This is a genomic window from Rouxiella silvae (genome assembly GCF_002093625.1).
GTDB classification, from domain to species: Bacteria; Pseudomonadota; Gammaproteobacteria; order Enterobacterales; family Enterobacteriaceae; genus Rouxiella; species Rouxiella silvae.
In genome coordinates this window covers 13,137-39,564 of the sequence record NZ_MRWD01000009.1, presented here as the reverse complement: position 1 = coordinate 39,564, position 26,428 = coordinate 13,137, and the positions used below count along the sequence as shown (strand labels likewise).

Genomic DNA, 26,428 nt, shown 5'->3' with positions numbered 1-26,428 from the left:
AATTGTTTGCTAATTTTAAACGGTTTGCTACAAATGGAGGCCTACATAAGGAGATTGTACATGACGTTACCTAGTGGTCATCCTAAAAGCAGACTGATGAAACGTTTCGGCACGTTAGGGCCTTATATCCGCGAAGCGAAATGCGAAAAAGAGCGTTTCTTCTTCGATTGTCTGGCAGTTTGCGTAAACGTGAAGCCAGCTCCAGAAAAACGTGAGTTTTGGGGCTGGTGGATTGAGCTGCAGGCAGAAAGTGACAGATTTACCTATATCTACGAGTACGGCCTGTTTGACAAAGATGGCAATTGGAAAGCTCAACAGATTAAAAATCCTGAAGTGGTCGATAAACTTGAAACCACGCTGCAGACCTTTTTCAAAAATTTGAACGCCATGATTGTGGAAATGGAACTTAAGCTCGAACCCGCACACGATTTTGCTAAAGACCCCATCAAGCTTTCAGCGTAAAGACTGATTTCGCTCTACCCCAATTGTATGTCATTATTTAGCGTTATGTCAGTTGGCATAACGCGTTCCAGCTGTTAGATATACAGCACAGGCGATGACGTCGACCCTTCGATTTTAATTCAATACAAACGGCAGAAAGATTATGAGTGGCAGCCAAACGTTGGTTGTAAAACTGGGCACCAGCGTGCTCACCGGTGGTTCACGCCGCCTTAACCGTGCCCACATTGTTGAACTGGTGCGTCAGTGCGCCCAGCAACATGCGGCAGGGCATCGCATTGTTATCGTCACTTCTGGCGCCATTGCAGCCGGACGCGAACATCTTGGCTACCCCGAACTCCCCGCCACCATCGCCTCCAAACAGCTATTGGCGGCGGTAGGGCAGAGCCGTTTGATTCAACTGTGGGAACAGCTGTTCTCAATTTATGGCATCCACATTGGGCAGATGCTGCTGACCCGTGCTGATCTCGAAGACCGCGAACGCTTTCTCAACGCCCGCGACACCATGAATGCGTTGCTCGATAACCACATCGTGCCGGTGATTAACGAGAACGACGCCGTGGCGACCGCCGAAATTAAAGTTGGCGATAACGACAATCTTTCCGCATTGGCCGCCATTTTGGCCGGTGCCGATAAACTGCTGCTGTTGACCGACCAGCCGGGCCTGTTTACCGCCGATCCGCGTACTAACCCCGACGCGGAGTTAATTCGCGAAGTGACCGGTATCGACGATGCACTGCGCGGCATTGCCGGCGATAGCGTCTCCGGGCTTGGCACCGGCGGTATGGCGACTAAGTTGCAGGCCGCCGACATTGCATGCCGCGCCGGAATCGACACGATTATTGCCGCGGGCAGCCTGCCTGGCGTAGTTGGCGATGTGATAGCCGGTAACTCAGTCGGTACGCGTTTCCACGCCATGGAAACCCCGCTAGAAAACCGCAAACGCTGGATCTTTGGCGCGCCACCCGCCGGTGAAATTACCATTGACGACGGCGCCGTTGCCGCGATGCTCGAGCGCGGAAGCTCGCTGCTGCCCAAAGGCATTCGCGACGTGAAAGGTGATTTCTCGCGCGGCGAAGTGATCCGCATCCGCAATCTGACTGGTCGCGATCTGGCACACGGCGTTAGCCGCTATAACAGTGATGCAATGCGCATGATTGCCGGGCAACACTCCCAGCAGATCAACGACATTCTTGGATATGAATACGGTCCTGTTGCCGTTCACCGCGACGATATGATCGTAAGTTAAGGAGTCATTATGTTGGAGCAAATGGGCAAAGCCGCCAGACTGGCGTCTTACCAGCTTTCTACATTGAGCACCGCGCAAAAAAATGCTGCGCTGATGCTGATTGCCGACATGCTTGAGGCCAACAGCCAGAGCATTATTCAGGCTAACGAGCTCGACATGGCCGCCGCGCGCGAAAACGGTATGAAAGAGTCACTGCTCGACCGCCTGTTGTTGACCCCCGCACGCCTAACCGCCATTGCCAACGACGTGCGAGACGTGTGCCGTCTCAGTGACCCGGTGGGTCAAGTGATCGACGGCGCGCAGATGGACAGCGGATTAAAACTGCAACGTCGGCGCGTGCCGCTTGGCGTCGTCGGCGTGATTTACGAAGCGCGTCCCAACGTGACTATAGACGTCGCCAGCCTGTGTCTGAAAACGGGCAATGCCGTTATTCTGCGCGGCGGCAAAGAGACGCATCATACTAATTTGGCGACGGTAAACGTTATTCAGAAAGCGCTTGAACAGTGTGGACTGCCTGGCGCCGCCGTGCAGGCGATTCAAAGCCCCGACCGCGCGCTGGTGGCCGAGATGCTGCGCCTTGATAAATACATCGACATGCTTATTCCGCGCGGTGGCGCTGCGCTGCATAAACTCTGCCGCGAGCAGTCGACTATTCCGGTCATCACCGGCGGCATTGGTGTGTGTCACACCTTTGTTGATGAAAGCGTTGATTTCGACAAAGCGCTGACGGTAATTGAAAGCGCCAAAGTGCAGCGCCCGAGTGCCTGTAACAGCCTCGAGACGCTGTTGGTTCATGAAGCGATTGCCAGCCGCTTCCTGCCTGCGCTTAGCGAGAAGATGCATGCTGCGGGCGTCACTCTGCACGCCAGCGTTTCCGCGTTGCCTTGGCTTAAAAACGGACCGGCCACTGTCGTTGAAGTGAAAGACGAAGACTATCAGGACGAGTGGCTGTCATTGGATCTCAACGTCACCGTGGTGGAAGACCTCGAGGCCGCCGTGGCGCACATTCGTCACTACGGCACAGAGCATTCCGACGCCATTTTGACGCGTTCAATAAGCAGCGCGGAGCGCTTTGTGAATGAGGTCGACTCGTCGGCGGTCTACGTTAACGCCAGCACGCGCTTCACCGACGGCGGCCAATTTGGCCTCGGCGCTGAAGTGGCGGTAAGTACCCAAAAACTCCACGCCCGAGGCCCGATGGGCCTTGAAGCATTGACCACTTATAAGTGGATCGGTTATGGGGATGATTTGGTGAGACCTTAGCTCTTAACGGCCTAATTCTTCTGCCTCAAGCTAAAAAAACCGGTGAAGTATTATGCGACACCGGTTTTTCTCTTTTCAGATATTAAAATAATTGAGATGAAACCAGTAGTGGCTGCTGAGGTATTGAGTGCGGCCTTACTCTACGGCAATCGGTTTCTCATCCACTTTTATAGACTCATTGCCCTGAATATCCTTCACTCGCTGTTCCACTTTCGAAACCGCAGCGGCATCTTTAAGCAAAGAATAGGTCAGTGTAAATTCAGTGCTTTCTCCCGCCTGAAGTTGCTTAACGCGCCCCTGTTCTTTCTCGATAGTGACCGGATACGCATAGTTGGTGCCGGGTTCAATGCCGGTAACATAACCTTGCTTCAATGTGTCAGTATTTTTCCACATAGTGAGCAGCGGCAACTGATGGGTATCAAATTCAATCGATGCGCCCTTGTCACCTTTGCTGTTAATCACCGCGGCCACTGTTTTACCGTTGCTGTCTGCTTTGGGCTTCAGGTTAAACACCATTTCATCAAAGTCTTTGGTCGGCGCGCCGTAGGTTGCCCAGTGGTCTAACCCTTTTTTAGCATAATCATTGAACGGTGAAACTGACGCCAGTGGAGCAATAAATCGCGCATTTTCTTCAAGAATAGGTGTGCCGAAGTTACTGTGATAGATAATCTGATAGTCGTGCGGATAGTCTGCTTTATTGGTTAATACGTCATGAATCGTGAAAGAGTCACTGCCCGGCACATAGCGGAGCTCGGTCCAGGTCTCGAGGTTGGCTTTCTTAAACGTGTGCTCCTTCAGCAGGCCGCGAATGCGGATTTCGTGCGGCGCTTTGTCATCAACAATCACTTCAACTTTTGAAGCTGGCGTGTTTCCCGCCTTGCCGTGCAGCGTGTAAATTACGCCGTCTTTAGTCACTGGGTGACCAGTCCATTCGAATCCGCAGCGCACCATCATCTCATTGAAACCTTCCAGCCAGCCGAGGCCGTTACGGCTTTCAAGATTCATGTAAGCAGGATTCACCACTTCGTTCACCGGTGAATCCCAGCCGAGACGAACGCCGTGGCCGGTCACACGCAGCAGATCCATACCTCGTGTCGGGCTTAGCATGATTGTCAGGCCATTTTTACTGGTTAGAGTGATAACCTTTGACCCTTCCTGCTTGCCGCCGTGAAGCACTTTTTGTTGAATGCTGAAGGGCTCATTGCCTAACTTCAGCTGTGAACTGTTTATCTGCCAATCTCCCTTTTCAGTACTGGTGTCAGCATCGGTCAGCATCCAACTTTTTGCCGCCACCTGTGAGCTGATTAATGCCAGAATTACCCCTGCCAGAATACGCTTTTTCATTATTCTCTTCCTTTAGCTGAATTGATTTAGCTTAAACCAAGGGCAGACTACAAAGTTAAATGAGATAAATATGTGAGGGGTATCACCTGCGGGATGTTTGGGTAAATAAGTTGATTAAAACGCGGGGTACATCACGATTCATGACGATCTGAACACGGTATTACATAAAAAAATGCGGGTGATAATTGTAGGGATCGGAAAAACTGATATCGATTCAGCTTTTCCGATCCCTGAAGTAGAGGGTTTAAAATTTATGCAGAAGATCAGCGGTTATTATCACGAGACTCTGCCTGTGGGATCCACGTCTTGGCTTCGTTGTTTTCTGGATAGTAGTAGCCGTTGGGTATTGACTGTAACTCTACCAGGCTGCCCCAAGGCGTTCTAAAGTAAACGCTAGCGTTGCCTTCGGTATCTTCATGGCGCGAGTTTTCATGGACCTGTGAAAGAAGCGTACCGCCAGCAGACGTCACGCTTTTAATCGTATATTCAATGTCATCCACATAAAAACAGATGTGATTCCAGCCGATATCTTCAAGACTTACCGGAGAAGCCTGCCTGTTACTGATTATCTCAAACAGTTCCAGATTGGCACCATTGCCGATGCGTAGCAGACGTTGTTTGATAACCATCGCACCCGATGAGAGGCCCAACTGTTTTTCCGTTGTTGCCCCTTTTCGCGGCTCATCGTCGGTTGTCAGGCCGTTATAAACAAACTTTGCATCCAGTGCCTGTTTAAAAAATGTCGTCGCCTGGTCTAAATCAGGGACTGTCAGACCAATGTGATTGATGCCTCGGGTGAGTTTCTTTGGATTATTATCCATCATTGCTTTTTCCTTACCGTATTGAAATATAAGCTTATCCTTAAGCATAGTCAGCAATGTGGATAGGATCTAATTTCCCGCTCTAAAAGCGGAGGTCCCTTCCGCCACTTCTGCCTCCTCCTTAACATCAACCATTGCCGGTTTTAATACCGAATACATCACGCCCGTCACCCCTGTTCCTGCAACAATCGACAGAAGATACATCCCCACATTGCCCACAGCGTGGGGGATGGCAAGTACAAAAAGCCCACCGTGTGGCGCCATCAGCGTGCAGCCAAAGAACATTGAAAGGCCACCCGCCAGAGCACCGCCCGCCATCGTTGAGGGGATAACCCGCATCGGATCCCTCGCGGCAAAGGGGATCGCACCCTCGGAGATAAAGCACAGCCCGAGCACAAATGAGGCTTTTCCTGCTTCACGCTCGGATTGGGTAAATTTGGATTTGGCCAACCAGGTCGCGACACCCATTCCCAGTGCCGGAACCATCCCTGCGGCCATAATTGCGGCCATCGGGCCATAGGTTTGCGAGGCGAGAAGTCCCACGCCGAAGGTGTAGGCCGCTTTGTTAACCGGCCCACCCAGATCGAAACACTGCATTACGCCAAGTAACACGCCCAACAGGACGGCATTGGCGGTGGTCATGCCCGCCAGGAAGGTGGTCAATGCGCTCATCGCCGCCGCTACTGGACCGCCGACGACATAAATCATGACCAGACCGGTGAACAGCGTCGCCAATAAGGGCACCACTAATACTGGTTTTAAGGCTTCCATATCGGCGGGAAGTTTGACTTTTTCAACCAAAAATTTAGCGGTATAACCGGCGAGAAAACCAGCCACAATGCCGCCTAAAAAGCCGGCTCCGCCCAGGCTTGCCAGCATGCCGCCGACTAATCCCGGTGCGAGTCCTGGCCGGTCGGCGATTGAAAAGGCGATGTATCCCGCCAGCACCGGCACCATCAAGGCAAAGGCAGCCTTACCGCCGATGTCCATGAGGGCGGCAGCCAGCGTACCTTGCTCTTTAAACGCTTGAATGCCAAAAACAAAAGAAAGGGCGATGCACAATCCTCCGGCGACGACCAGAGGTAACATATGTGAAACGCCAGTCATGAGATGCTTATAAATGCCTTTATTCATAGGGTACGCCTTCTATTTTTATGTCATCGGATACAAGTATCGACAGGTTTTTTTATATAAAAGACTGAGGCTTAACAACGACGCTATGCACCTTGACGTGCATGTTTAGCCGCTTGTTGGAACAGTTCGTCATTAGGGCGAACGCCGGTATAGAGAACAAATTGCTCAACCGCCTGAATCGCAAAAACTTCAGAACCGGTAATCACCGCTTTATTCTGACTTTTTGCGTAGTTTACTAAGGGCGTTTCAGCAGGCAGGGCGACCACTTCAAAAATAACCTGTGCGGAATTGATCTGCTGCTCGCTGAAGGAAAGCTTGTCGGCATCTTCGCCGCCCGCCATGCCAATGGGTGTGGCGTTAATCAGCAAGTCAGGTTTGAGGTCGGTCATATCTTTACGCCATTCAAAGCCGTAAAGTTTGGCCAGATCGCTACCGGTTTTTTCATTTTTGGCGATGATAAAGCCCTGTGTAAATCCAGCATCTTTAAGCGCACAGGCCACGGCTTTAGCCATGCCGCCGCTGCCGCGCAGGGCGAAGGTGAAGTCATTGGGAACCTTATATTGTTTGAGCAGGGTGGCAATGGCGATATAGTCGGTATTGTAGGCTTTGAGGTAACCCTCTGTATTGACGATAGTATTTACAGAGTTAATGGCTTTGGCTGAAGCGTCCAGTTCATCGAGCATAGGAATACACTCTTCTTTGAACGGCATTGAAATCGCACAGCCGCGAATGCCTAATGCGCGTACGCCGCCTATGGCCCCTTTAAGGTCTTGGGTGGTAAACGCCTTGTACAAGTAGTCGAGATCCAACGCGTCGTAGAGATAGTTATGAAAACGCGTACCGAAATTGCTCGGACGGGCGGCGAGCGACATGCAGATGATGGTGTCTTTGTTCAAATGTTTGGTCATAACAGAGTCCTGTATTTCACTTTTTTATGATACGCAGGCCGAGGCGAGACAAATGCGGATCGTCGGCTATTGCGATTTTAGAGATAATCCCCTAAAAAGGTGATATTAAAAATTGCTGCCTTTTACTGTCTGGAGTTCCTCTTTTATGCCAAGCCGTCGTCTTGAACAGCAATATTTGCGCCTGCTGGACTTTTTCCCGATGCAGAAGGTGAGCACCACGCTACAGGAGCTGGCGGACCAACTTCATTGCAGCAAAAGGCACATGCGCAATCTGCTGCTTCAAATGCAGGAATTGCAGTGGATTGACTGGCAATCAGTCGCCGGTCGTGGCCATCGTTCGCAGCTGGTCTTGCTAAGAAATGCCCATCAACTGCTGGTGGCAAAAGCCGATAAACTGTTGGATGAAGGCAACTTTGACGAGGCGATTAATCTGCTTGGCGATGAAAAACAGCTGGTGACCTCACTGCTGCGTAGTAAGCTTGGATACAGTATTCGCGATGAATATCAGTCAATAAGAGTGCCTTACTACCGAACGATGCCTAACCTTTATCCGGGGACGCCGCTAAGACGTTCCGAGTTGCATCTGGTTCGACAGATTTTTAACGGACTAACGCGTATCAACGAGGACAGTGGCGGCGTTGAGCAAGACCTTGCGCATCAATGGCGACAAATTGACCCACTTCAATGGCGTTTTTACCTGCGTCCTGGTGTGCAGTTTCATGACGGTCGTGAACTTGGGAGTCTTGACGTGGTGGCATCGTTGACCCGCTGTGCGCTACAGCCGCTTTTTTCTCACATAAAGCAGATTTATCAAAGTGGATCGCTAAGCGTTGTGGTCGAACTGACTCAGCCAGATGCGCAGCTTCCTCTTTTATTGTCTCATCCCGCGGCGATGATTTTGCCCGCAGACCATGCTTCTCGCAGTGATTTTGCTTCACGGCCTATTGGAACTGGGCCTTATCAGGTCAGTGAAAATAACGACTGGCGGCTGTTATTGAAGGCTTTCGATCACTATTTTGGATTCAGAGCGCTGCTGGACGAAGTTGAGGTATTGATGTGGCCTGACCTGGCAACGCTGTCATTGACGGATAAAAGCGCCTCCTCGACGAATGCTGTCCCTGCGCAGTCCGCTGCCTGGTTAAGTTCAAGTATTAGTGATGTGGACTACGTTGCCGGTCACGCAGTTAATTTTACCGGGAAGCCTTCCGACCTTTCGAGCGAAATGTTTCTGGAACGGGGCGGGTACTTCCTACTCTGCGACAGTCGATCTACCCATTGGAAGACAATCGAGCAACGCCGCTGGCTGCGCGAGAAGCTCAATCCAAACTTATTAATTCAGCAGCTTATTGAGCCTATCCGCCAGTTTTGGGTGCCTACCGGAAGCCTGCTGCCTTCGTGGTTTCACTGCATGGATGCCGGAATTTCCCAGGCTCCGCATCTTCCTGCCAAATTGAGGTTGGCCTATCACGAACAGCATCCTGAATACACGATGCTGGCCAATGACATGAAGACAATTCTTGCCGCCGAGGGGGTCGAGCTTGAGATACTTGAGCTTGACTATGAGCGCTGGGCTACCGGCGATGCTCAGGCTGACCTATGGCTGGGAACAGTAAACTTCGCGGTACCCGAAGAGTGGAACGTGGGGGCATGGATGCTGGGCATGCCGCTGCTAAAAAACAGTCTGTCTGGAGGTAATATTCCGTTGTTTTTAGAATGGTTACAACAGTGGCGCAGTCAGACTTTAAGCTCACAGCAGTTGGTGCAAAACGTGGTGGGCGAGGGGTGGCTACAGCCGCTGTTCCACCATTGGATGCGGCTAAAAGGACCCGAGCAGGCGCAGGGTATTCACCTTAATAACCTTGGCTGGTTTGACTTTAAAACGACCTGGATGGAGCCGGAGTAAGCCTAGATTAAAAGGTTTCATTATCTCACGGGGGATAACAAACTTTAAACATATCGTCCAAATTTACTTTTCCCCGAGCAGCAAGCAATACCAAACGTGATAAGGATGAGTGAGATCAGATGATAGATTTGAAGGGTTTCACCTAATAACAAGATGCTAAACAGGCCGCCGGAAACAGGGATAATATGGGTAAATATCTCGCTGCGGGTCGTGCCTAGCATTGATACCCCTTTGCTCCAAAAAACATAAGCCAACCATGAAGGGAATATCACAAGATAAAGCACGCCTAAAACGGTACTGAAATTAGGCTCCTGAGTTAACAGTGAGTCATTATATGAAAAGAAGCGATATCCAAAATAGATGGGCAGCAGAATCAACGTACCCATTAATGAGCAGAAGCCAACAAAGGCGGTGTTAGTCACACGTTTATCTTTCAATCTTAATAATGCACAGTAAAACGCCCAGCTTAGTGCAGATATTATGGTGAGAATATCACCGATGCCAAACGCTGAGAACGAAGAGCCGTCTCTGGCGTTGGCAGTAGCCAGATAGATTACACCAGCCGTGCTGACAACGGCGCCGATTATATTCCTGCGGGTGATTTTTTCGTGAAAAAAGAAAAAATTTATGATGATAACCAGACAGGGCGTTACTGAAATATAGAGGGCGGCATTCAAGGAGCTGGTGTACTGAAGTCCGATATATAAGGTGAGGGGAAAGCAAACCTGCCCCAAAAAAGCGTAGAGTGAATTCAGAAGCATATTTTCTGTTAAATAGTGCCACTCATTTTTTATGGTTTTCCAATAGAGAGAAAACATCAGCGCCGAGGTGAGCCCCCAACGAATGAGGCTTAAAAGATAAGGATTAACAGTGCTGACCAGCATGTGGCCGGCAACATAATTCCCGCCCCAGAAAAGTGTCGCGAGAATCAATAATAAATAGGGCATTATTTTTCCTGTAGTGGCCATAAGGCCACTAAATGTGTGTTTGTGTGCAGGTCGATTATATTTTTTTTATTTCACTCAGTAAGTTGTCATAATATCTTTCAGCAGTATTTAGCCGTAATAAACTGCCAAGGTAAAACTCGTTGCTTGCCTGTGGTTGCTGCAAGGTAATGACATTAATGACCTTGTAAAGCCAGTCTTCACCGTGTTTTATATCGACGTCGATGTGTTCGGTATAATAATGAGTATCCTTTGCCGTCAATCCTAATCGCGCACAGCCTTTTACCAGCTTTGAATATTGTGGTGGGTCGAGCACTTCAGTCATGGCCATTACACCAAGCAACTTGTAATAATGACAACGATTAACGCCTCCGAGCATAAAAGCATTATGTCCGGCAATCGCCTCCACCCCATACAGCTCAATAAAATGGTTCTCTGGCAGGGCGATATTTCGCCTCTCAAGCAAGTCTTTATAAAGATTTACGTGAGTAAAATAACTATCACCGTGACCGATTTCATCCCAGATATTCTCACAGATAGTCCCTCGGGTCTGCGGTGGTGCACCAATAAGCGTATACGCGACCAGATCGAAAAAGAGCAAGTTAAGGGCGCTGTCACTTTTTAGGAAAAAATAAAGTTGTTCTTCTGTCGCTTTGCTCTCTATAAAATCGAACAAAGGGTGATGGGAAGCGTTGTGGTTTTTCCAAAGATTTATCAGGAATTCAGCGCAGGTTTCAAAATTTGAGGAGAAGTTAAGGCTTTGCAGGCTGGTAAACTCGTGCGAAAGCCAGCGGGTTTCAATTTTACCCCTAATACTCAGCAAAGTAGGGTCGTATTGAAATAAGGCGGTGGAAGATAATGGACTGCATAAGTTTATTTGGTAAATCATAAATAATGCATTTTGAACTACTTTTTGCGCATCTAAACCGTTTTTATCATAAGCTTCTGTTAGTATTCTATCGATATCACTGTCACTTTCTTTAATGTTATAGGGAGTCTGCTGGTTGATATGTGAAATAATTTTTTGCGTGAAGTTATACCTGTCATTTTTAATGGTTGATTTAATTTCATCTAAGTTAAACATAATGAACTCCTCTTTGTTATGGATGTTTTTAGTGTAAGCCTACATACCCTATTAGCCAGAAGAAAGATTATTATGTTCGTTTTTTTATAGTATATTAGGTGGCATGGGTGAGAATATTGTTTAACTTAATCGATAAGGTCTGATTAATGAGAAATGAATATGTTAGATAAGACGTTTCATTGGAGCTGGATAACGCGTGACGGTCATCAAGACACAAGTGCACACGCGGCGGCTCGTTTTCCTTATTGGAGTTTTACCAAAACCGTTATTGCCATTTGTGCTATGAAGCTTTCTGACACTGGCATGGTTGAGCTCGATACTCACCTTGACGGTGAAGCCTATACGCTGCGTCAACTGCTCCAGCATACCGCCGGTATTGCCGACTACGGGCAGCTTGCCGATTATCATCGCGATGTTGCAGCCCGACAGTTGCCTTGGCCGCGAGAAAAACTCTTGGCTGCAGTAAAGGCGAAAGGCACGCTGTTTCCCCCGGGCGAGGGCTGGGCCTACTCCAACGTTGGCTATATGCTGGCCCGTGAACATCTTGAGTCCGTTTCTGGGCGGAGTTTTTCAAGCCTTCTGAATGAGCTCATTATCGCGCCGCTGGGTTTACAAAGCGTTGAGCTGGCGACTACGCAAGAACAGTTTGCCAGTCTGCATTGGCAAGCTGCCGCGCAGTATCACCCTGGTTGGGTCTACCATGGCTGCCTGACAGGGACCGCAAACGACGCTGCTAAAATTTTACACGCACTGTTTAGCGGTGAATTACTTAGTGATAAAATACGTGAGCACATGCTGGTACGCTATCCCCTAGGCGGTGCGATTCCCGGGAGGCCGTGGACCGAGTGTGGCTACAGTTTGGGACTCATGAGCGGCAAAATAGATCAAGGAAAACGTGCAATCGGCCATTCAGGTGCCGGGCCTTTTTGTGTCAACGCAGTCTATCACTTTCCCGACCGCGCAGACCCGATTACCGTCGCCTGTTTCACCGAAGGTATAGATGAAGGGCTTGCTGAATTTTATGCTGCGCGGCTTGCCAGCAGGGGATGAACAACAGCATGACTGCAAATCCTTACCTATAAAATTTCATAAAAATTTAGCGAAACGCCCTCAGCGGTGCGTTGTCCGATACAGACGAAAATTGACTCGGTCATCCAGCGCAGCGTTTCACTGTAGACTTCAAACTTAGGCACGGCTTTGAAATAGATTTCTTCAGGCGGGATCTGATTGAAGAACGACATGTCTTCCTCAAATAATTTATTACGCCATGCTTCAGGAATACGACGGATGCCGTTGTTTTCAATGTAAACACAGCCTTGACTGGTTTGCAGGCCGTAACGCGCCGATAGGTGGCAGGTTCCATCGGAATGAACGATTTGGCTATCAATGCCGCCCGGCAATACTGAACCGGTTATTCTGCCGGTAACCTTTCCCTCCAGAATAGCAATAAGCTGGCGTTTTCCCCCGTCTGCGGTGGCATTAATTACTGTTGGCTTATCAACCCGTATCTCGACAGAAAAACTGTGTTTAAGCTCAGGGTGCATTTTCCCTCCAAATTTGAGCGATTTATAGCTGTTAATAAGACAGAACCGATTTAGCTTGTACACCGTGGCAGGTTGCTGTTTTTCATTAATTATTTATGAATTCTAAGGATAGAGTATATGCATTACAACATTGCAGAGCGTTTGCGTAAAACCCTGAGTAATATGGGATATCCCGTTGAATCCCATCAGTTCGATGCGCATTCTACTATCGAGATCAGTTTTTCCAATATTCCTAGCCTGTTTTTCTCCGTGATTGACGACAGGCTGTGGCTATGGAGCTCTCTGAGCTGGATGGACAGTTCAACGCTTTCTTCTTGGGGAACCGAGCTGTGGGAAGAGTTGCAGGAGGCGATTTGCTGGGTGGTGACTGGCCAGCCAGTGCTGGGATTAGGCAGCGAAGGCTATGAGTTGAAAGCGTTGGTGGACGACGCCTGCTTTGACGAGGAGGCAAATCTTGAAGCTCTGCTTGAGGCCTTCTACGTGCTTTGCCTACGATTGAGCGAACGCTTCAGCCAATCGAAGTAGCATGCCGAAAATGACCTGTACTGCCTTAATATTCCTCCATCATTAAGTTTGATGGCTATCACGATATTAGTTTTTCATTAGATATAAAAATGGATTGTTTTTTTCGTTTTGTGCACAGTGTATGTCATATAGCGGCTAAAAACGGATGAGGTTGTGTATGTACGCCATTGCTAACACGTCTTTAGTGGGCCGTGGGCCCGTTAAAATGAGCAGTTCAGTCAGACTGATTGGGAGGGTGACCTTTGGCAGATGAAAGGGTAAAGACAACGTTGACAGTCTTAAGGCGTGTACTAGCCGTTGAGCTTCCCTGATAAACAACGATGTTCATAGTGGAATGCGACTCAGGGTCTAATAAAATGAAATTTTTTGTTCACTTTGTTAGACTGTAGCATTCAGTACCATGTTTTATAAAGGACGATGACCCGTGTCGAAACATTCAACTCAATTGTCTATTTTACAGGAAGACATCCGTAACCGTTACGACAGTCTGAGCAAGCGTCTTAAGCAGGTGGCTCGTTATATTCTTGATAATAGCAATAGCGTAGCGTTTGATACGGTGGCATCTATTGCTCAGCGGGCCGACGTGCCACCTTCAACGTTGATACGTTTTGCCAGTGCGTTTGGTTTTAGCGGTTTCAATGAAATGAAACAGGTATTTCGTCAGCATCTGATGGAAGAGACCGTCAGCTATACCGAAAGGGCGCGTTTATCTCGTCAATCTAGTGCTGAAGACGGTGGCGCTGCGCCTGAAAAACCTGATGAAGTTCTGAATATGTTCTCAATGGTCAACGCCCAGGCGCTGCAACAGTTACCGACGCAAATCAGCGCCGAGCAGCTTAACGAGGCAATTGCGATGCTGTCGCAAGCGGACAATATCTATATCATCGGTTTGCGCCGCTCTTTCAGCGTGGCCAGTTATCTGACCTATGCACTGCGCCATCTTGAGCGCCGCGCCTTTCTGATTGATGGGTTGGGCGGCATGTTCTCCGAGCAATTAAGCATGGTGAGTCCAAAAGATGTGGTAATCGCCATCAGTTATTCTCCCTATGCCAGCGAAGCGATGGAGCTGGTTCAGCTTGGTGCCCGCCGTGGTGCGCGTCAAATAGCCATTACTGACAGCCAAGTCAGCCCACTGGCGGCATTCAGTGACGTGTGTTTTGTGGTACGCGAAGCCCAGCTTGACGGTTTTCGTTCGCAGGTTGCATCGATGTGTTTGGCGCAAACTTTGGCGGTGTCTTTGGCGTTGAATCACGCGGATTGATTCTTAGATTCAAATTCTTGAGATTAAGGTCAAGGGCTTTCAGGGGAAAATGCATGCGCTGTGGGCACTGGGCGGCGGCTCAGCGTGCGCAGCACACACCCTTGACCTACAAAAAAATTGAAATAAAAAATTATCATCTCACTGAAAACGCCCTTAAAAAGCGCTCAATCGCTTTATTGGAATCCCCCGATGCCCACGCCTCCATGCCAACCACGCCGCGATAACCGATCGCGTACAGAGCGTTGGCAATCGCCGGGTAGTTGATTTCACCGGTGCCAGGTTCTTGGCGACCAGGAACGTCGGCCACCTGAATTTCACCAATATACGGTGCCGAATGACGGATCAGTTCAATCAAATTCCCTTCACCTATTTGCGCATGATACAGGTCCAAATTCATCTTTAGCCAAGGGCTGTCCACCGCTGAAATCAGGGTTAGCGTGTCCTGCACGCGCGCGAAAGGCGTGCCTGGGTGGTCCACCTGAGTATTGAGGTTCTCAAGCAGAAACACCTTCTGATGGCGCTCGCCCAATTTCGCAATTTCACACAGCGTTTTGTAGGCTCTAATCCACATCGCCCCTGTTACTTCGCTAAGGGGTTTAATCGGCAGACCTTGCTTGTCCAGTCCGGTGCCGTGCAAATTAAGACTCGGGCAATCAAGGCGTTTTGCCACCTCAATTGAGGCCTGGGCGCTCTCCAGCAGGCGTCCAATTTGATCATCGTCAAGCAGGTTGCCGTCGATATAACCGGTCATGGAGGTAAAACGGGCTCCGGTGGCGGCCAGCGCGTCAATATCTTTTTGTGTCCAGTCCCATATTTCTACTGCAAATCCTGCCTGATGAATGCGCTTTACCCGCTCAACAAAGGGCAGATCGAGAAAAACCATTTCGGCGCATACCGCCAGTTGAAAAGGGGAGGCGTTAAGAGCAAACATCGTCGTTTTCCTAATCCAACATTGTTAAAAAAGCAGCCCTGAGGCTGCTTGTAAGTGTGAGGTAAGGCGTTAAGTCAACTGATTAGTTCTTATTTCTCGGATAGTTATCTGAGTTTACCCAAGCATGATCGTTCTCCCAGGTGAACTGCCACTTACGCTCTGGCCCTGCCATGACGTTTAGATAGTAGTTGTCATAACCGGCGATGGTCGCCACCGGATGGTAACCGCGGGGAACCTGCACCACGTCCCTGTCGTAAGGGGCCATGCACTCGTCGAGGCTGCGGTCGTCGGTATAAACCCGATGCAGTGCAAAGCCCTGAGGCGGATCAAAACGGTGATAATAGGTCTCTTCAAGATACGTCTCTTTACCCTCTACCGGCGTATCGTGCTTGTGGCTGGGGTAGGAGCTGGTGGCACCTTCATCGGTATAGACTTCTACCACCAAAAGACTGTCTGCCGGTTGGTCGTCGGGTAAAATATTGTGCACCAAGCGCTTATTACGTCCTTTACCACGCTGCTCAACACCTACATCTTTCGGGGCGATTAGGCGAGCGGGAAGGTTGCCAAAACCCGGTGCGCTACATACTGCCAGCTCCAGCGCAGTTTCCGCCTGTACCTCGGCGTGAATATTGTGTGGTACATAAACCGACCACGCCGGAATACGTTCAAAGGGGCTCATGCGTTCGCCAATATGGGCAAACGTCTCAGTCGGAGTGACCACGCTTGCCTTTCCCGAGACCAGCACCAGGCAGCGCTCTTTATCATCCGCAGGCAGGGTCAGTGTCTGACCCTCTTCAAGCTGATAGACGTCAAAACCAACATATTTCCAGCCTGCACTTTCCGGCGTAATGTGTTGGATACGCCCGTCTTGCGACGGTGCGTACTTACTGAGCAAGCGGGTCATGTCCCTCTCCTTGTGTTGAAAATTTTTAACCCAAAGTGGGCATGCTAAATTCGGCAACCGTGTGCTGTCCGGTTGGCCAGCGGGTGGTGACGGTTTTCATGCGGGTATAGAAGCGCACGCCGTCGGGCCCATGAACGTTCAGTGCGCCAAACACAGAACGTTTCCAGCCGCCAAATGAGTGGAAGGCAACCGGAACAGGAACCGGGATGTTGACGCCGACCATGCCGGCTTCAACGTTTTGTACAAATTCACGTGCGTAATGGCCGTTAGTGGTAAAAATGGCGCTGCCATTGCCAAATTCGTGGCCGTTAACCGTGTTTAGCGCAGACTCGAAATCTTTCTCGCGGACAATGCCCAATACTGGTCCAAAAATCTCTTCGCGGTAGATTTTCATGTCAGTGGTGACGTTATCAAACAGCGTGCCGCCCACGTAGAAACCTTCTGGATGACCTTCAACCTGATGATTTCTGCCATCGATAACCAGTTTGGCACCTTCTGCAACGCCCTGATCGATATAGCCCAAAACTTTAGTTTGGTGGGCTTTCGAGATAACCGGACCCATTTCATTTTCTTCTTTACCGCGCAAGTTGCCCGGTCCAATGCGCAGTGCATTGACCAGCGGTGTCAATTTGGCGATCAGTTTGTCGGCAGTGTCATCACCTACCGCAACCACAATCGGCAACGCCATGCAGCGTTCGCCTGCTGAACCAAACGCACCGCCCATAATGGCCTGCACGGTGGCATCTAAGTCGGCATCGGGCATGACAATGGCGTGATTTTTCGCTGCACCAAAGGCCTGAACGCGTTTGCCATGGGCGCTGGCAGTGGCGTAAATATGTTGAGCTACTGCAGAAGAACCTACGAAGCTTACGGCCTGAATACGTTCATCGCGGGTCAGCAGGCTGGCGGCTTCATTACCACAGTGAATAACGTTGAAAACGCCGTCTGGTAATCCAGCCTCTTTGAGCAGTTCAGCCAAGCGCAGTGAAGCAGAAGGTGCAGGAGCCGGTGGTTTAAGAATAAAAGTATTGCCGCAGGCCAAGGCTACTGGGAACATCCACATTGGCACCATCGCCGGGAAGTTGAATGGCGTAATGCCGGCGACTACGCCCAGCGGCTGCATCACCGAGAAGCTGTCTACACCGGTGCCGACGGTGTTGGAATACTCACCCTTCAGCAAGTGTGGAATACCGCAGGCAAATTCAACGACTTCAAGACCGCGCGTCAACTCGCCTAGCGCATCGGAATAAACTTTGCCGTGTTCGCTGACAATCAGCTCCGCCAACTCTTCACGATTTTTTTCGATTAAGGCTTTAAACTCGAAAAGAATGCGTGCGCGGCGCAGTGGCGGAGTTTTAGCCCAAGCGGGGAAAGCTTTGTGCGCATGCTCAATCGCCTGCAACACTTCCTGGTCGGTACTTTGGGTGACCTGACGGATAACCTGACCAGTAGCCGGATTGGTGACGGGAAGTGTTTCTTTGCTGCTGCTCGTTGAGCGCTGGCCGTTTATGAAATTCGCAATTGTTTCCATCTTCTCTACCTTACCTCAGAACCTTGATGAGTTTTCTGGACCCTGCTAAGGGGTTGCCTGTCAGAAATTACTTTATTACTTTGAATTAAATGTTTCAAATTAAATTTAATGGAATTTATATTTCTGTGATCTGAGGCGGGATTTTAATGCTTAACTCCAGTGTTTCATAAAAATCTTAAAAATTAATTATTTGTATTTATATGATTTAAAAGATTAATTTTTAAAATCCAGGCCTTAATGGCGAAAACGGAAGCGTGATAAAATCTGAGGGTATTGAAACGAAATGGTGTCCTTATTTATTTCATTTTTTCAGCACAAACATTTCATTATGCGGGGGTGTCTGTCAATTCCGCAGCAACATAAGAGGCGTGACATTAAGAAATCCCCTCCGGCGGTTTTTATGGCCTGAGGGGAAGGGGCGTTTAGCGGTGACTTGCAGGACGGTGCTCACGCCAATATTTAATCAACGTGAGGTAGCGTTGCTTCACGTCATCAATCAATCGTTGGTCATCAAATTTGTTAGCCAGCCACTGACGGGAGGCGTCACCGAAAATAGTACGGCCTACGGCAAAGCCTTTAACCCACGGAATATCGGCCGCGGCCGCGAAACCTGCCTTCAGGGTTGATTCTGGCGCATCAAGACCAAGAATCAATATACCGCGGCACTCAGGATCGTTTTCATCGATCAACTGGCTAATGACCTTCCAGTTTGCAACGGTCTGCGCTGGAAGTTTCCACCAGTCTGGCTGTACCCCCAGTGTATAAAAACGCTCCACGGTTTGTGCATAATACTTCTCGTCCTGGTCCGAATTATCAGCAGGTAGAATGATTTCCAGCAGCAGTTCGTGACCTGATTTGCAGCACGCCTGATACACCTCCAGAGCCAGCGCCTCCTGTTCTTCACGCAGCGCCGGATCATCTTTTGGATGATAGAACATCAGGCATTTCACCACGTGCTCTAGCGGCCAGTCGATTAGCTGTGAACCAATATTACCGTGCTCCAGACGCAGCGGACGCGAACTTGGCTGTTCAATCGGTCGGCCAATCCACCATCCCTCACCGGTAATTGCATTGAGGGCATTTTGCCCGAACGTCGTGTCAGCCAAAATCCCGCTGTTGTTGTGCAAACCGGCTTCCTGAGCGGCCTGACGTGCGCCTTCCAGCAACAGTACTTTTAAGCGCGGGATCTCATTGACATCAGCGCCCACTTCCTGCGCCATATCGACTAGCTGCTTGCGGTGGTCAAAGGCAAAGATACACAGCTCAGGCCACTGTTGTTTGCGGGTGGTTACTCGATGCAGATGATTCAGGCGAGCGTCTTTATCAGGCTGAGGCACTGACTTATCGCGCAGCAAATAGTCATCAAGCTCTTTTTTGGTCGGCATGGCCGGTGCGCAGCCGTGTCGTGAAACGACCAGTGCACCGCAGGCATTGGCGTAGCGGCACGCCTGCTCCCAGCCTTCGTCATTTAGATATCCGCGTAGCAAACCTGACATAAACGCGTCGCCTGCGCCTAATACGTTAAGCACCTCTACACGAACGCCGGAGTGCAGTTTCACCTCTTCCCACGAAGAGGGGATCTGCTGTTCGAATACCGAGCATCCCAACGCGCCACGTTTGCACACCAATGTGGCATCGGTTTGTTCACGCACGCGTTTTAACGCGGTAAGGGTGTCGGTGCTGCCACCGGCAATGTGGAACTCCTCTTCTGTACCCACGATCAGGTCGAAGTGATGAAGCACTTCCTGAATTTCGCGGGTCACTTTTTCAGAAGAGACAAAGCGGGTTTCGCCGTCGCCCAGCGAGGTCAGCCCCCACAGAACCGGACGGTAGTCGATATCGAGTGCACGGCGCAGGCCATGTTTTTGGGCGTATTCTAGCGCCTTCAATACCGCTTGACGGGTTTGAGTATGGGAAAGGTGAGTGCCCGTCACCGCCAGCGCGCGCGATGAGGCAATGTAGTCTTCATCAATGTCTTCCGGCGTCAGCGCCATATCGGCACAGTTATCGCGGTAAAAGATCAGCGGAAACGTGTCTTGATCTTTAATCCCTAACAACACGAGACCAGTAAGCCTCTCCTTATCGGTTATCAAACTCTGGGTGTCGACGCCCACGCGGATCAACTCTTCGCGCAGGAACCGGCCCATATGCTCATCGCCGACGCGCGCCAGCATGCCGGCGCGTAATCCCTGAATTGCTGTGCCATACGCCACATTGCCTGACGAACCGCCGAGATATTTGGCAAAGGTGCCGACGTCTTCCAGACGTGCACCAATTTGCTGCCCGTACAGATCGACGGCGATGCGTCCCAAACAGATTACATCCAGTTTCTTTTGCATGTTATTCATCTTCCTATCCTCAACCCAAGCTGAATGGCCTTTAAAGCATATTAAGGATTAATAATTTCATTTTCAATTAAAATGAAATTATTTAACGCATTATTTTTATGACAATGCTCACAGATACTTAATTATAGTCTTATTTGTCAGCCTGTATTTTAATTTATATGATTGATATTGAATGGTTTTATTTTTATTTTTTAATTTTCATTAAAAATGAAACGAAAAACCCTTTTTGGATTTTTTACTCCATTTTTGATCTGCGCCACACTATTTATCTTTAAATAATGGACTCAAATAAGAAGAGGCCTGAATTTGTGCGGGACAAAGTTCAGGCCATCGAGTCAAGCACTGTTGTAGATAGCGCGTTAGCAGAGAAGTTTTTTATGACGTTGCCTAGATGACCGATGATGTCGCGTTTACTGGCTCGACATCTTCATGGATATCTCGACCGTAAAATTGCCTCAGTGCAATGGCTTCAATTCTCTCCAAGGGTACATTGGCCGTTTCAGGAACGAAGCGGTAGGTAAACACGAACATCAGCAGTGAGAATCCGGAGAACAGCAGAAGAGGGAACCCTCCGTGGAACACTTCCTGCAGATAAGGGTTACTGTTCATGATAGGGAAAGTGGTGCTGACGGCAAAGTTGGCAACGGACAGTGAACATACTGAAATACCGACACAGATGGAGCGAATTTCCATTGGGAAGATTTCTCCCAGTACGGTCCAGATAACCTGACCCCAAGTGATCCCAAACAGGAACATAAAGGTAAAGAGACCCAGTACGGAAAACACGCCGGGAAAGCGCAGATAAAACGCTGCAAAGGAGTAGGCAAGGCAGACTGTTGACGCCAGTGCGCCCCAAAGCAACAGCCTGCGACGTCCGATTTTATCCAGCAGCATCATGCCGACCACCACGCCTAGGAACTGCGCAAATGCCAGAACAAAGGCCAAGAACATCGCGGTGTCGTTATCGGTAGTGATGTTTTTCATCAGCGTAGGGCCGAAATATTGAATCACATTGACGCCACTTAACTGGTTACCCACGGCCAGCCCAATGCCGATGATTAACAGTGGGATGGTTTTTTTATTGAGCTTGAACTTCGTTTTGCCGTTGTTGCTGGTGTCGGTTGTAATCGATTCTCGTATCTCGCTGAACACTGTTTTTGCATGTTCAGGATTAGAGATTTTACCCAACGTTGTGAGCGCCTCTTTATCGCGCCCGCGGAATACACTCCAGCGCGGTGACTCGGGGATAAACGCGATGAACACCAATAATGCCACGCAGGGAACCAGCGCTGAAGAGAGAATATAACGCCAGCCAGTATCGACTAAAACGTCAGATGTCATTGATTTACTGATAAAGAAGTTAGTCAGCATCACGACACTTTGTCCGCCAACGCAGCAAATGGAGTAGAGAGCGGTAGTTCTGCCACGGTAGCGGGACGGCGAAAGCTCTGCCAGATAGATAGGGGAAATAACGCAGGCCAAGCCTATCGCCAAGCCACCAATCAGTCTAAAGAGTATAAAGGCGGTGAAATTATGCGCCAGTGCGGTGCCGATAATAGAAACGGCGAAAATAATTGCCGTGACGCACAGAGAGCGTTTTCTGCCGAAACGATCGCTAATTTTTGGCGCTAACAGGCAACCGAGCAGGCTTGATACCTGAATACAGGAGACTGCCCAGCCAGTTTCCGCCGGTGTAAGTTGGAAGTATGCACTTAACGGTTCAATCGCCCCTGAAATGATTGAACTGTCGTAACCCATTAACAGGCCACCAAACGCGGCGACGGTGCAACAGAGCACCAGGTAGACAAGGTTATAATGAGTCTTATTTGTAGCCATTTTTACCCTCCCTTTTCACCTATTCGATTTAACTATCTGATACGTGAAAGGTTTTCTATAGGTTGATGAAATGTTCTATTTGAATTTATATTGAAATAAATATTCGCAAATTAATGCTAATGAATTATTAATTTCATTAATGTGAGGGGGGCTACAATTTAAAAAATAGGTTAAATTACTTATGATTTTATCTAAGTTGATGATTTAAATTTAATTTTATAGGGTTGGCTGATGTTTCACACAAATTTATGTGATCGGGTCGAGGTTTTTTTTTAAAAACGGGTTAAAAACGGACATTACGGGAAACAGGACTGAAATGAGCTGGGCGAGAAAGGAGGGCTATTAAGACGTTGTATCGAATACTGCTGTTACTCGTCGGGTAGAAAAGGTCACCGACGGGATTTGAGTATTTTTTGATCGTTACACTGATTGTTTTGTGAAATATTTTCGTAGTTTGAGGGTGAATATTTAGATGCTAAAGCGTCAGCAATGTATAACCGGCGTAACCTACTACGCTCCAAAATGAAACCATTGAAACGAATAATGCGAGCCAAACTTTACCTTTGAAGGACATATTAAATTCCACTTAACTTATTGAGTTAACTGCTGTAAGGCATAATTTATCCCTCTGTATGAGCATGAGCTATTATTTTGACCTTAAAATAAGACTTCTACGACATTAATCAGATCTTCTAAGAACTGAGTAAAATCTGATTAAGAGATTAAGGCGCTTATTTTCAGCATTGATATTCATCAAATGAATCTGCTATAACAAAGGCTTAACCCCCTTTAAAGTCACTCCGCTTTTATGATTGTCAGACCCCACCAACATTGGTTTCGAAGACTTTTTGTTTGGCACGGCTCGGTGCTGTCGGAAATATTATTTCGTCTGAGCCTCAATCTGGCGATGTCCGTTGTCGCCATTCTGTGTTTTCAGTGGTACGAAGCCCTAGGTGTTAAACTCACCTTGGCGCCTTTTAGCCTGCTCGGCGTGGCAATTGCTATCTTCCTCGGCTTTCGCAACAGCGTGAGCTATGCCCGTTTCACTGAGGCGCGCATGATGTGGGGAAATTTACTCATTGTTAACCGCTCACTGCTACGGCAAGTAAAAAGTATTCTTCCTCAGCGACCCGAATTGGCGCAAGAGCTTGCCGCACTGCTGATGGCGTTTAGCTACTGTCTGAAACATCAGCTACGCAAAACGCCGATGGATGAGGATTTAGCCCGCCTGCTGGCGGAACACGACACGCAAACGATCGCCAACAGCGCGTCACCCTGTAATCAAATCTTGTTGTTAATTGGGCAATGGTTGGGGAAAAGACGTCAGGAAGGGGATGTTTCGGATATTCTTTTTCATAGTATCGATCAGAATGTAAATCAGCTTTCGGCGGTGCTGGCGGGGTGTGAGCGAATTTCTAATACGCCGATCCCCTTTGCCTATCGCCTGATCGTGCATCGTACGGTTTATCTGTTTTGTACATTGCTGCCTTTTGCGCTGGTACCTGACCTGCACTACATGACACCTCTCGTCTCGGTGTTTATTTCCTACACCTTTATTTCTCTTGATGCTCTAGCTGAAGAGTTGGAAGACCCCTTTGGCACCGCGCCCAATGACTTGCCGTTGAACGCGATGTGTAACGCCATCGAAATCAATCTTCGTGAGATGAACAACGAAAGCAACGTGCCGCAAAAGCTGCTGCCGGATAAACAGTTCCAGCTTAATTAATCACTCAATGAGCGAGTGAAAGGCTTATTTATCAATCTTTTTGCCGTCAACGTGGCCTAAAGAACGCTCGGGAAAGCAAATATCACGGACTCTTTGTTTAATCTGTGCGGCATCGGGAAAGCCTCCGTCTCTTTTTCGTTCCCAAATAAGATGCTCATCGAGGATAATTTCATAAATACCGCCGGTGCCGGGAACCAGCGTCACCGACCCGAGGTCAGTGCTGAAAGAGTTAAGTAGTTCCTGTGCCATCCACGCGGCGCGCAACAGCCAGTTGCATTGAGAGCAATATTTGATAGTGACGGCGGGGCGCTTTTCCATTCTCTGAACCTTTGATTTTTAGTGAGTTTCAACACATCAGTTGTGCGGCAAAGATAACTGAAACTTTTTAAATCTCACAGACCGATCGTTAGGCATGCCTGACGATACCAAAAACCTTATGCAGCCCTTTTTGGCCTGGGTCGGTGAAATCCAAGCTGCGGCTGTCGAGGTGTCGGGTTATCCAGCCCTTATTTTCAAATAGGGTAAGCAGCGCAGCGCCGAGCTGGCCGCCAAGATGATAGCGTCGCTCGCTCCAGTCCAGGCAGGGACAGCAGAATTTTCGGCGCGAAGTCGTCGGGAGGAAAACGAGGCCAAGTGCCTCTAGCTGACGCTGCCCCAACGCAGTCAGTGTGTCGCCGTCGCCAGAGATCCACTGCTTTGCCTGCATAAACTGGTACACCTCAACGGCAATCTCACCCGCCAGATGGTCATAACAGGTTCGCGCCTGCCGAAGATGAATCGGCGTTGTCACCGGTGGACGCGGCTGTGCCCTCCAGGACATCCCCATCATTAATTCCAGCAGTTCGGCAACGTCATGACCGGCCAAACGATAATAACGATGCCGCCCCTGAGACAGGCAGTTGATAAATCCCTCGTCACTCAGGCGGGTGAGATGAGCGCTGGCGGTGGAGGCTGAAATATCTGCCACGGCGCTGAGTTCGGTGGCGGTATAGGCACGTCCGTCCATTAGTGCACACAGCATGCGGGCGCGAGATTTATCCGCCATCGCGGCCGCGGTTGCTGCCAAACGGTCCTCGGGATGGGTATCTGAAACTGCCGTGGGAGCCTGATTGACGGGCATACATTTCTCCAGGTTGATGAGATTTTTTACAGCGAACGCCAAATCATTTCAATGCCCAGCAGCAGCAGGCAAACAAGAAAACCGCGCTTAAACGCCTGCGGGCTGATTTTTTTGCGCAGCTTTTGTCCACCGATCATGCCGAGCATAGCAGGGAAAACCGCGAGTGCCGACGTGCCAAAAGCTTCGATATGCAATGCACCGTGCCAGCCTAAACCTGCGGCTAGCGCAAAGGTCGAGACGGTAAAAGAGAGGCCTAGCGCCTGCACTAACGCGTCTTTTTCCAGCCCCAGCGACTGTAGCCAAGGGACCGCGGGGATAACAAAGACGCCTGTTCCTCCGGTAAGCAGGCCGGTTGCCAAACCCATCAGCGGTGACAGCCACACTTCTAGCCGTTTACTAACGTAAAGGGGGCTGGCCAGCAGCGTCCAGACCGCATAAACCCCTAAAGCTATGCCCAGCGCCAAGGTGGTGTGATGATTACTGCCTGTCGCCAGCCACCCACTGCCGAGCAAAGTGCCTACAACAATCATTGTCATCATCGGCCACAGTCGGACACAGAGTCGAGTTAGGCCAGTTGCGCCGCGAAGCTGAAGCACATTGGTGATGAGTGAGGGTAAAAGCAGCAGTCCCGCCGCGGTCGCCGGTGAAATAAGTGAACCCAGCAGCCCCATTGCCACCGTCGGCAGTCCCATGCCGGTAACGCCCTTGACCGTTCCGGCCAGCAAGAAGGTGGCGGCAATCATTGTCAATATTTCAGGTGAGAACTCACTCATGGTTTTAGATTTCCTAATGACTTGGTTATACCGCCATCTTGCGCGCCCTGCATTGAGGATACTTCGTCAGCCAACGAAATATGCCTACATTGCAAACTGAACGAGCAGTAGACAATCGTCTAAAGAGTCTGCTGAACGATATATTTAGTAACACTTGTGTAAATTTTCAAATGATAATGATTATTAATCGTAAAATTACTTTCGTCAGATAAATCTTAAATGTTAATATACTTTTAGTCCCCCCCTTGCAGAGCTAACGCCGTTTTAAACGAGTGCCGGAGATAAGCGCCGGAAGGGGGAGCACCTGTCAGTATCTTAATCAGCGTCTATACTTATCCCTGTGTTAAACAGAGCAGAGGAAATTATGGCTATCAAAAAGTATGGACAGGCTCATTGGGAAGGCGACATCAAGCAGGGTAAAGGGACCATTAGTACTGAGAGTGGTGCTCTGAAAGATCAGCCCTACGGCTTCAATACCCGTTTTGAGGGAAAAGCCGGTTCAAACCCAGAAGAGTTGATTGGTGCTGCACACGCAGCCTGTTTCTCGATGGCACTTTCATTAATGCTGGGGGAAGAAGGTTTCACTCCTGAAGGCATTGATACTAAAGCGACAGTTTCACTTGATAAAGTTGACGGCGGTTTTGCCATTAGTGCCATCGCATTAGAGAGTCACGTTAAATTGCCGGGGATTTCAGAAGAAAAATTCGACAGCATCATCAAAAAGGCTAAAGAAGGTTGCCCAGTGTCGAAACTGCTTAAAGCTGAAATTACCCTTAAATATGAGTTAGATAATTAAATTTTTTTAGGCAACTCATTTTGA

23 protein-coding genes and 1 pseudogene are annotated in these 26,428 nt (G+C 49.1%); 9 read left to right on the top strand and 15 right to left on the bottom strand.

Features of this window, described 5'->3' with window-relative positions:
* The first annotated feature begins 60 nt into the window (after positions 1-60).
* The 3 genes from crl to proA all read left to right on the top strand — a co-directional run bounded on the left by crl (position 61) and on the right by proA (position 2,971).
* Positions 61-462, top strand: coding sequence for a sigma factor-binding protein Crl (gene crl / locus BS639_RS05335; protein WP_055781257.1), 402 nt, complete (start codon positions 61-63; stop codon positions 460-462).
* Between the two features lie 142 nt (positions 463-604).
* Positions 605-1,708, top strand: a complete 1,104-nt coding sequence (gene proB / locus BS639_RS05330; RefSeq protein ID WP_055781260.1) for a glutamate 5-kinase — start codon at positions 605-607, stop codon at positions 1,706-1,708.
* Between the two features lie 9 nt (positions 1,709-1,717).
* Positions 1,718-2,971: a glutamate-5-semialdehyde dehydrogenase gene (gene proA, locus BS639_RS05325; protein WP_084982427.1), complete on the top strand. Its 1,254-nt coding sequence runs from the start codon at positions 1,718-1,720 to the stop codon at positions 2,969-2,971.
* Between the two features lie 135 nt (positions 2,972-3,106).
* Here proA and BS639_RS05320 read toward each other — a convergent pair whose 3' ends face one another.
* The 4 genes and pseudogenes from BS639_RS05320 to BS639_RS05305 form a co-directional block, all read right to left on the bottom strand.
* Positions 3,107-4,315, bottom strand: coding sequence for an aldose 1-epimerase family protein (locus BS639_RS05320; protein ID WP_084982426.1), 1,209 nt, complete (start codon positions 4,313-4,315; stop codon positions 3,107-3,109).
* A gap of 263 nt (positions 4,316-4,578) precedes the next feature.
* Positions 4,579-5,139 carry a VOC family protein gene (locus BS639_RS05315; RefSeq protein WP_084982425.1) on the bottom strand — a complete coding sequence of 187 codons (561 nt, stop codon included), beginning with the start codon at positions 5,137-5,139 and terminating at the stop codon, positions 4,579-4,581.
* A gap of 66 nt (positions 5,140-5,205) precedes the next feature.
* A pseudogene (locus BS639_RS05310) lies at positions 5,206-6,261 on the bottom strand (fructose-specific PTS transporter subunit EIIC); the annotation flags it as partial.
* Positions 6,262-6,353: 92 nt separating this feature from the next.
* A complete protein-coding gene (locus BS639_RS05305; RefSeq protein ID WP_084982424.1) occupies positions 6,354-7,178 on the bottom strand; it encodes a shikimate 5-dehydrogenase in 825 nt (274 codons plus the stop codon).
* Positions 7,179-7,323: 145 nt separating this feature from the next.
* Here BS639_RS05305 and BS639_RS05300 point away from each other — a divergent pair, with 145 nt between their 5' ends.
* A complete protein-coding gene (locus BS639_RS05300; RefSeq protein ID WP_084982423.1) occupies positions 7,324-9,081 on the top strand; it encodes an SgrR family transcriptional regulator in 1,758 nt (585 codons plus the stop codon).
* 44 nt (positions 9,082-9,125) lie between these two features.
* Here BS639_RS05300 and BS639_RS05295 read toward each other — a convergent pair whose 3' ends face one another.
* Positions 9,126-10,028, bottom strand: coding sequence for a DMT family transporter (locus tag BS639_RS05295; RefSeq protein ID WP_084982422.1), 903 nt, complete (start codon positions 10,026-10,028; stop codon positions 9,126-9,128).
* A gap of 55 nt (positions 10,029-10,083) precedes the next feature.
* Positions 10,084-11,109 (bottom strand): iron-containing redox enzyme family protein, encoded by a 1,026-nt coding sequence (locus BS639_RS05290; RefSeq protein ID WP_084982421.1) that lies wholly within the window; start codon positions 11,107-11,109, stop codon positions 10,084-10,086.
* Positions 11,110-11,268: 159 nt separating this feature from the next.
* Between BS639_RS05290 and BS639_RS05285 the strand changes: the two genes are divergently transcribed.
* On the top strand, positions 11,269-12,159 hold the full coding sequence (locus BS639_RS05285) for a serine hydrolase domain-containing protein (protein ID WP_084982420.1): 891 nt from the start codon (positions 11,269-11,271) through the stop codon (positions 12,157-12,159).
* A gap of 26 nt (positions 12,160-12,185) precedes the next feature.
* Here the strand turns inward: BS639_RS05285 and BS639_RS05280 are convergent, their stop codons facing one another.
* Entirely contained in the window at positions 12,186-12,653 is a 468-nt protein-coding gene (locus BS639_RS05280) for a DUF3237 family protein (RefSeq protein WP_055781291.1), read from the bottom strand.
* Between the two features lie 117 nt (positions 12,654-12,770).
* Between BS639_RS05280 and BS639_RS05275 the strand changes: the two genes are divergently transcribed.
* Both BS639_RS05275 and BS639_RS05270 read left to right on the top strand, forming a co-directional pair.
* Complete coding sequence (locus tag BS639_RS05275; protein ID WP_055781294.1) at positions 12,771-13,178, top strand: InvB/SpaK family type III secretion system chaperone; 408 nt, start codon at positions 12,771-12,773, stop codon at positions 13,176-13,178.
* 424 nt (positions 13,179-13,602) lie between these two features.
* The gene (locus BS639_RS05270; protein ID WP_084982419.1) at positions 13,603-14,439 is read left to right on the top strand and encodes a MurR/RpiR family transcriptional regulator; all 837 of its coding nucleotides are present in this window, start codon (positions 13,603-13,605) and stop codon (positions 14,437-14,439) included.
* Positions 14,440-14,572: 133 nt separating this feature from the next.
* On the opposite strand, the gene BS639_RS05265 is transcribed toward BS639_RS05270, so the two are convergent.
* From BS639_RS05265 to BS639_RS05245, 5 genes are all read right to left on the bottom strand, one after another.
* Positions 14,573-15,370, bottom strand: a complete 798-nt coding sequence (locus BS639_RS05265) for a TIM barrel protein (protein WP_084982418.1) — start codon at positions 15,368-15,370, stop codon at positions 14,573-14,575.
* An 82-nt stretch (positions 15,371-15,452) separates the two neighbouring features.
* The gene (gene iolB, locus BS639_RS05260) at positions 15,453-16,274 is read right to left on the bottom strand and encodes a 5-deoxy-glucuronate isomerase (protein WP_055781305.1); all 822 of its coding nucleotides are present in this window, start codon (positions 16,272-16,274) and stop codon (positions 15,453-15,455) included.
* Between the two features lie 25 nt (positions 16,275-16,299).
* On the bottom strand, positions 16,300-17,805 hold the full coding sequence (locus tag BS639_RS05255) for a CoA-acylating methylmalonate-semialdehyde dehydrogenase (RefSeq protein WP_084982417.1): 1,506 nt from the start codon (positions 17,803-17,805) through the stop codon (positions 16,300-16,302).
* Positions 17,806-18,227: 422 nt separating this feature from the next.
* Positions 18,228-20,153, bottom strand: a complete 1,926-nt coding sequence (locus tag BS639_RS05250; protein ID WP_084982416.1) for a bifunctional 5-dehydro-2-deoxygluconokinase/5-dehydro-2-deoxyphosphogluconate aldolase — start codon at positions 20,151-20,153, stop codon at positions 18,228-18,230.
* Positions 20,154-20,540: 387 nt separating this feature from the next.
* Complete coding sequence (locus BS639_RS05245; protein ID WP_084982415.1) at positions 20,541-21,989, bottom strand: sugar porter family MFS transporter; 1,449 nt, start codon at positions 21,987-21,989, stop codon at positions 20,541-20,543.
* An 808-nt stretch (positions 21,990-22,797) separates the two neighbouring features.
* Here BS639_RS05245 and BS639_RS05240 point away from each other — a divergent pair.
* Positions 22,798-23,715: a bestrophin family protein gene (locus BS639_RS05240; protein WP_055781320.1), complete on the top strand. Its 918-nt coding sequence runs from the start codon at positions 22,798-22,800 to the stop codon at positions 23,713-23,715.
* A 24-nt stretch (positions 23,716-23,739) separates the two neighbouring features.
* Here BS639_RS05240 and BS639_RS05235 read toward each other — a convergent pair whose 3' ends face one another.
* The 3 genes from BS639_RS05235 to BS639_RS05225 all read right to left on the bottom strand — a co-directional run bounded on the left by BS639_RS05235 (position 23,740) and on the right by BS639_RS05225 (position 25,608).
* Positions 23,740-24,033, bottom strand: a complete 294-nt coding sequence (locus BS639_RS05235; protein WP_055781323.1) for a SelT/SelW/SelH family protein — start codon at positions 24,031-24,033, stop codon at positions 23,740-23,742.
* An 88-nt stretch (positions 24,034-24,121) separates the two neighbouring features.
* Positions 24,122-24,835 carry an ArsR/SmtB family transcription factor gene (locus BS639_RS05230; protein ID WP_055781326.1) on the bottom strand — a complete coding sequence of 238 codons (714 nt, stop codon included), beginning with the start codon at positions 24,833-24,835 and terminating at the stop codon, positions 24,122-24,124.
* Positions 24,836-24,861: 26 nt separating this feature from the next.
* The gene (locus BS639_RS05225) at positions 24,862-25,608 is read right to left on the bottom strand and encodes a sulfite exporter TauE/SafE family protein (RefSeq protein WP_055781331.1); all 747 of its coding nucleotides are present in this window, start codon (positions 25,606-25,608) and stop codon (positions 24,862-24,864) included.
* 364 nt (positions 25,609-25,972) lie between these two features.
* Here BS639_RS05225 and BS639_RS05220 point away from each other — a divergent pair, with 364 nt between their 5' ends.
* Positions 25,973-26,404, top strand: a complete 432-nt coding sequence (locus BS639_RS05220; RefSeq protein ID WP_055781335.1) for an OsmC family protein — start codon at positions 25,973-25,975, stop codon at positions 26,402-26,404.
* The last annotated feature ends 24 nt before the right edge of the window (positions 26,405-26,428 follow it).

Bases quoted from the DNA above. Each gene is read 5' to 3' on its own strand.
- crl (WP_055781257.1), top strand. From the start codon at position 61: ATGACGTTACCTAGTGGTCATCCTAAAAGCAGACTGATGAAACGTTTC.
- proB (WP_055781260.1), top strand. From the start codon at position 605: ATGAGTGGCAGCCAAACGTTGGTTGTAAAACTGGGCACCAGCGTGCTC.
- proA (WP_084982427.1), top strand. From the start codon at position 1,718: ATGTTGGAGCAAATGGGCAAAGCCGCCAGACTGGCGTCTTACCAGCTT.
- BS639_RS05320 (WP_084982426.1), bottom strand. From the start codon at position 4,315: ATGAAAAAGCGTATTCTGGCAGGGGTAATTCTGGCATTAATCAGCTCA.
- BS639_RS05315 (WP_084982425.1), bottom strand. From the start codon at position 5,139: ATGATGGATAATAATCCAAAGAAACTCACCCGAGGCATCAATCACATT.
- BS639_RS05305 (WP_084982424.1), bottom strand. From the start codon at position 7,178: ATGACCAAACATTTGAACAAAGACACCATCATCTGCATGTCGCTCGCC.
- BS639_RS05300 (WP_084982423.1), top strand. From the start codon at position 7,324: ATGCCAAGCCGTCGTCTTGAACAGCAATATTTGCGCCTGCTGGACTTT.
- BS639_RS05295 (WP_084982422.1), bottom strand. From the start codon at position 10,028: ATGCCCTATTTATTATTGATTCTCGCGACACTTTTCTGGGGCGGGAAT.
- BS639_RS05290 (WP_084982421.1), bottom strand. From the start codon at position 11,109: ATGTTTAACTTAGATGAAATTAAATCAACCATTAAAAATGACAGGTAT.
- BS639_RS05285 (WP_084982420.1), top strand. From the start codon at position 11,269: ATGTTAGATAAGACGTTTCATTGGAGCTGGATAACGCGTGACGGTCAT.
- BS639_RS05280 (WP_055781291.1), bottom strand. From the start codon at position 12,653: ATGCACCCTGAGCTTAAACACAGTTTTTCTGTCGAGATACGGGTTGAT.
- BS639_RS05275 (WP_055781294.1), top strand. From the start codon at position 12,771: ATGCATTACAACATTGCAGAGCGTTTGCGTAAAACCCTGAGTAATATG.
- BS639_RS05265 (WP_084982418.1), bottom strand. From the start codon at position 15,370: ATGTTTGCTCTTAACGCCTCCCCTTTTCAACTGGCGGTATGCGCCGAA.
- iolB (WP_055781305.1), bottom strand. From the start codon at position 16,274: ATGACCCGCTTGCTCAGTAAGTACGCACCGTCGCAAGACGGGCGTATC.
- BS639_RS05255 (WP_084982417.1), bottom strand. From the start codon at position 17,805: ATGGAAACAATTGCGAATTTCATAAACGGCCAGCGCTCAACGAGCAGC.
- BS639_RS05250 (WP_084982416.1), bottom strand. From the start codon at position 20,153: ATGAATAACATGCAAAAGAAACTGGATGTAATCTGTTTGGGACGCATC.
- BS639_RS05245 (WP_084982415.1), bottom strand. From the start codon at position 21,989: ATGGCTACAAATAAGACTCATTATAACCTTGTCTACCTGGTGCTCTGT.
- BS639_RS05240 (WP_055781320.1), top strand. From the start codon at position 22,798: ATGATTGTCAGACCCCACCAACATTGGTTTCGAAGACTTTTTGTTTGG.
- BS639_RS05235 (WP_055781323.1), bottom strand. From the start codon at position 24,033: ATGGAAAAGCGCCCCGCCGTCACTATCAAATATTGCTCTCAATGCAAC.
- BS639_RS05230 (WP_055781326.1), bottom strand. From the start codon at position 24,835: ATGCCCGTCAATCAGGCTCCCACGGCAGTTTCAGATACCCATCCCGAG.
- BS639_RS05225 (WP_055781331.1), bottom strand. From the start codon at position 25,608: ATGAGTGAGTTCTCACCTGAAATATTGACAATGATTGCCGCCACCTTC.
- BS639_RS05220 (WP_055781335.1), top strand. From the start codon at position 25,973: ATGGCTATCAAAAAGTATGGACAGGCTCATTGGGAAGGCGACATCAAG.